Below are 4,350 nucleotides of genomic sequence, written 5' to 3'. Positions count from 1 at the left end.
GGTGATGATGCTTCACCTTTTAAGATAGCAGCTAAAAATGCAGCTTTTACGTAGGCCGCTTGGTCAACGCCAGCTGGGATACGGTTCTCTAACAAGTTCATTAGGAACTCATCTTCGCCTGCTGGTGGGTTTTTTAGAATCTCTACCAATTGAGCAACTTGTTTTTCGCTAAGCGGTAGTGGTACCGTTCCTAGCTCAGCACGCTCTGCGACATGTTTACGATAAGCTTCTAACATATAGGTCTTCCTTGTCAGTTGGAGTGAGCACACGGCGTGGGTAGTCAGTGTGACTGCCTGCATTCGTGTGCAATTTTGGATAAGGGTGATTTTGAGTGACTATATTATTGAATAATAAGCGGAGTAATTATTCCTGCTAATATAGCCTAAAACGACTAAAAAGTTAATGGCTCAGCCAACAAAAGACCTCATACGATAGCGATATTGAACATTTATTATAAAAATGGTCTCATCATTGAACGAATTGAACCTGTATTAAACAGATTTTAGTTATTTGTTATACTGTTTTTAAATAGTTAAGCGCTTATATATTTAGAAGTTTACTTCGACATCTAGAGCAAATCGAAACTTTACCGCTGCAATAGGACAAATCATGAACAACAAAGATAAGTCAGATAATTATAACAATGGTCTCAAAGTACGTACTGAAGTCATGGGAGAAGTGCATGTAAAGCGCTCGTTAGAAGCGGCGACAGATTTTACCCAGCCGCTACAGGACTGGATCGTCGAGCACGCTTGGGGTACAACGTGGCAAGATGAGTCCGTCCTACCTCGCAAATACCGCTCACTCATTACGATAGGTTTTTTGATTGCACAAAAGAGCCCAAACGAGCTAAAAGGTCATATCCGCGGCGCGATTAATAACGGCGCAAGTGTTGCCGAGATTCAAGAAGTGCTCATGCACAGTCTGCCTTACTGCGGCGCGCCCGCCACCCAAGAAGCCTTTCGCGCGGCTATTGAAGTATTTAGCGATTTGGGCATAGATATCGATAATTTAAACCACAACAAGCTATAGAGTAAAGGGTTGAATAATAAAACCTGAGCGCAATATCTGCTATAATAAAGGCACTTACAAAGCATGCCGATAATTCCATAAACCCTTATCCTATCAAGGGTTAAGAGATCATTGATTATGACAAATGCCGTTCAAAGTTATGTCCCTGCTGCCAAAGCCAAACCCAAAAAAGCGGTGCAAGGCGAAAAATTGCGTGGCTACGATAAAGTTGCCCGTATCCCAATTAAAGTAATCCCGACAGTCGAGGCCAAAAAAAAGCCAGATTGGATTCGGGTTAAGATGTCGTCACCTAGCGAGGTGGCACGTATCAAAGCCACACTGCGCGAGCAAAAGCTTTATACCGTCTGTGAAGAAGCTGCTTGCCCTAACCTACCCCAGTGCTTCGCTGATGGTACGGCGACCTTTATGATTATGGGTGATATCTGTACCCGTCGCTGCCCATTCTGCGACGTCGGACACGGTCGTCCGAACGAGCTAGATAAAGACGAGCCGCGTCATACCGCTGAGACGATTTTAGGCCTAGGTCTTAAATATGCGGTCATTACCTCTGTCGATCGTGATGATCTCAAAGATGGCGGCGCGGCGCATTTCGTTGAAGTGCTCAATGAATCAAGAGCGCTTAGCCCGAATTGCTTAATTGAAATACTCGTACCAGATTTCCGTGGTCGCATGGAAGTGGCTTTAGATTTGTTGACACAAACACCGCCAGATGTCTTTAACCACAACATCGAAACCGTGCCCCGTCTATACAAAGCCTTCCGTCCCGGTTCTGACTATCAGCATTCACTAGACTTGCTCAAGTTGTATAAAGAGCGTCGCCCTGATATCGCTACCAAGTGCGGGTTTATGGTTGGTCTTGGTGAGACAGAAGAAGAGGTCTATGCGCTACTCGATGATCTAAAGGCGCATGATGTCGATATGATAACGGTTGGTCAGTACTTGCAGCCAAGTAAAAACCATGCACCAGTCGATCGTTATGTGCATCCAGACGAGTTCCAACGCTATATGGACTATGGCAAAAAAATTGGCTTCTTTAGTATTTGGGCCGGTCCCATGGTACGCTCAAGCTACTTTGCCGATCGTCAATATTATGGTGAGGATTGTCCAGCACCTATCCGTAGCAAAAAGGCGCTTGAGGCTGAGGGTAAATTGGGCTGCTAGCTAGTAATCAGATAAGCTAGTGATTAAAAGAGATCTACTTAGGTCTCTTTTTTTATTGTCAAAGCGCTTTTACCACCTTTGTGCAAAGCAGCTACATTCACAGGCCATAATAGTGTTATATTTTGAAGCAATAATAAACTGCCTACCGAAAAAGGATCACCTTATGAGCCAAGCATTTACACCGCAAGAAGGCTCTTGCTCTTGTTATAGTAATACTTATACGATAAATCATGCTCCTATCGGCCGCTTTATCTGTCATTGCACCATTTGCCAAGAATATACGGGTAAAGCCTACAATGATGTGACAGTTTTATTTAAGTCAGATCTTAGCGAATTAGATATTAACAAAACCCGTTTTCGCCGTTGGAAATTACCGCCAAATATCAACCGTGGACTTTGCAAACGCTGTCATAAACCAAGTGTTGAGAAGGCGATGGGCGGCGCGCTTATGCTAGTGCCAACCGACAACTATCCTAATGTCGATGCCCTGCTTGATCCGACGATGCATCTATTCTATGATAGCCGAGTAGAAGATATAGAAGACGATTTACCCAAGTATACAGGCTTTGCACAAAGTCAGACGATGATTGTTAAAGCACTGGCTCAGGGTGTGTTTAAGAGAGTTACTAAACGCTAGCAGTATCTGTTCAAAAATTAGTTATCTGTCTTATTGAGTTTTTTAGTTAAATACTTATTGTTAAACATCTGGAAACGTTCTATGACTTCAAAAGAAGAAGACACTGTAAAACACTCGGCTGACATCGCTATCATTGGCGGCAGCGGTCTATATCAAATGGCAGACTTGACTAACCAGCGTAGCGTCAGCATCTCGACGCCTTATGGCAAGCCATCCGATGATATTGTCTTAGGTGAATTAAATGGCATGACCGTTGCTTTTTTGACACGTCATGGTCAAGGGCATAAGTTTACACCGTCAAAAGTGCCTTATCGCGCTAATATCTATGCGCTGAAGACTTTAGGGGTACGCTACATCATTTCAGTATCAGCGGTCGGCTCATTGCAAGAAACTCTTAAACCGTTAGATATGGTCGTCCCTGATCAGATGATCGATATGACTAAGCATCGTGCTAGTACTTATTTTGGTACAGGCGCAGTTGCTCACGTTTCGATGGCTGATCCTTTATGTACCAAAGTTGCTGATATTTTGACTCGTGCTTATGACATAGCAAAGATATCTGAGGGTGAGTGTCATCCAAAAGCGACTTACGTTTGTATCGAAGGGCCGCAATTTTCTACTCGTGCTGAGTCGCAGTGGTATCGCCAAATGAACGCTGATATTATCGGCATGACTAACATGCCAGAAGCTAAGCTGGCGCGTGAAGCTAGCATCGCTTATGCTACGCTTGCGCTAGTCACCGATTTTGACTCTTGGCATCCTTTTGAGGCAGACGTTAGTGCCGATTATGCGATTCAGAACCTGATGAAAAACGCGGATAATGCGCAGCAAGTTATCAAAGAGGCCGTCACCCTACTCGCAAGCGAGCAGCCTGACTCTATTGCTCATAATGCGCTAGCACAAGCACTAGTGACGCCGGTGGACGCTATGAGCAATGAGGTAAAAGCAAAGATTAGCGCGCTATTGCCTAAATAGTATCAATCGCTATTGCGTAAAAAAGCCATCAAATTATTTGATGGCTTTTACATTTTAAATCATCAGAAATTAATCGTTATTTAGCTTATATAGTCGAATCCAAATAAATTAGATATGTAGCTATCAAGTCGCTCAATCAAAGTTTGTTTTTCTTGCGCGCTGTGCCTACGCCGCTCGATGCGGCGAAAAATAAATTTTCATCTCGCTGCATCGTGTTTATATTGAATTACCTATAACCATCAAGCCAACCTTTAGGCAGATACTGTAAATCCTCTGGCTCATCGATATCATGCAAAGTATCTAGTTTTGTAAGTGACCATCCTAAGTCACGTATGCGCTGCTGGGTAATACAGGCAACGCTTGCGGTACTCCATTCAATGTTTGAAAACAAGCTAGCATCAGCTTGTTTAAAACCAAACAGTACATATCCGCCATCTGAGGCTGGAATCATCACGCTATGTGAGTTGTCTAACTGCTGCGCGGCATCTTGAATCACTGCCGCTGTCAAACTGGGACAATCGCTTCCTATCAACAACACCTTTTTA

General features: G+C 43.7%; 6 protein-coding genes. 4 read left to right on the top strand and 2 right to left on the bottom strand.

Annotated elements, in window-relative coordinates; translation table 11 throughout:
• On the bottom strand, positions 1–236 hold a 236-nt coding region (locus ACTXGO_RS10295; RefSeq protein WP_443574359.1), incomplete at its 3' end, for a hypothetical protein.
• 373 nt (positions 237–609) lie between these two features.
• Between ACTXGO_RS10295 and ACTXGO_RS10290 the strand changes: the two genes are divergently transcribed.
• The 4 genes from ACTXGO_RS10290 (at position 610) to mtnP (ending at position 3,805) form a co-directional block, all read left to right on the top strand.
• Positions 610–1,032 (top strand): carboxymuconolactone decarboxylase family protein, encoded by a 423-nt coding sequence (locus tag ACTXGO_RS10290; protein WP_443541953.1) that lies wholly within the window; start codon positions 610–612, stop codon positions 1,030–1,032.
• Positions 1,033–1,149: 117 nt separating this feature from the next.
• Entirely contained in the window at positions 1,150–2,193 is a 1,044-nt protein-coding gene (gene lipA, locus ACTXGO_RS10285) for a lipoyl synthase (RefSeq protein WP_443541955.1), read from the top strand.
• 163 nt (positions 2,194–2,356) lie between these two features.
• Positions 2,357–2,830 (top strand): GFA family protein, encoded by a 474-nt coding sequence (locus ACTXGO_RS10280; RefSeq protein ID WP_443574357.1) that lies wholly within the window; start codon positions 2,357–2,359, stop codon positions 2,828–2,830.
• A gap of 81 nt (positions 2,831–2,911) precedes the next feature.
• On the top strand, positions 2,912–3,805 hold the full coding sequence (gene mtnP, locus ACTXGO_RS10275; protein ID WP_443574355.1) for an S-methyl-5'-thioadenosine phosphorylase: 894 nt from the start codon (positions 2,912–2,914) through the stop codon (positions 3,803–3,805).
• 226 nt (positions 3,806–4,031) lie between these two features.
• Here mtnP and ACTXGO_RS10270 read toward each other — a convergent pair.
• Positions 4,032–4,350: TIGR04282 family arsenosugar biosynthesis glycosyltransferase (locus tag ACTXGO_RS10270; RefSeq protein WP_443574353.1), on the bottom strand; the 319-nt coding region annotated here is incomplete at its 5' end.

Source organism: Psychrobacter sp. T6-1 (assembly GCF_052258445.1).
Note: the sequence above shows the minus strand (reverse complement) of the source record. Positions and strands in the feature narration are given on the sequence as shown.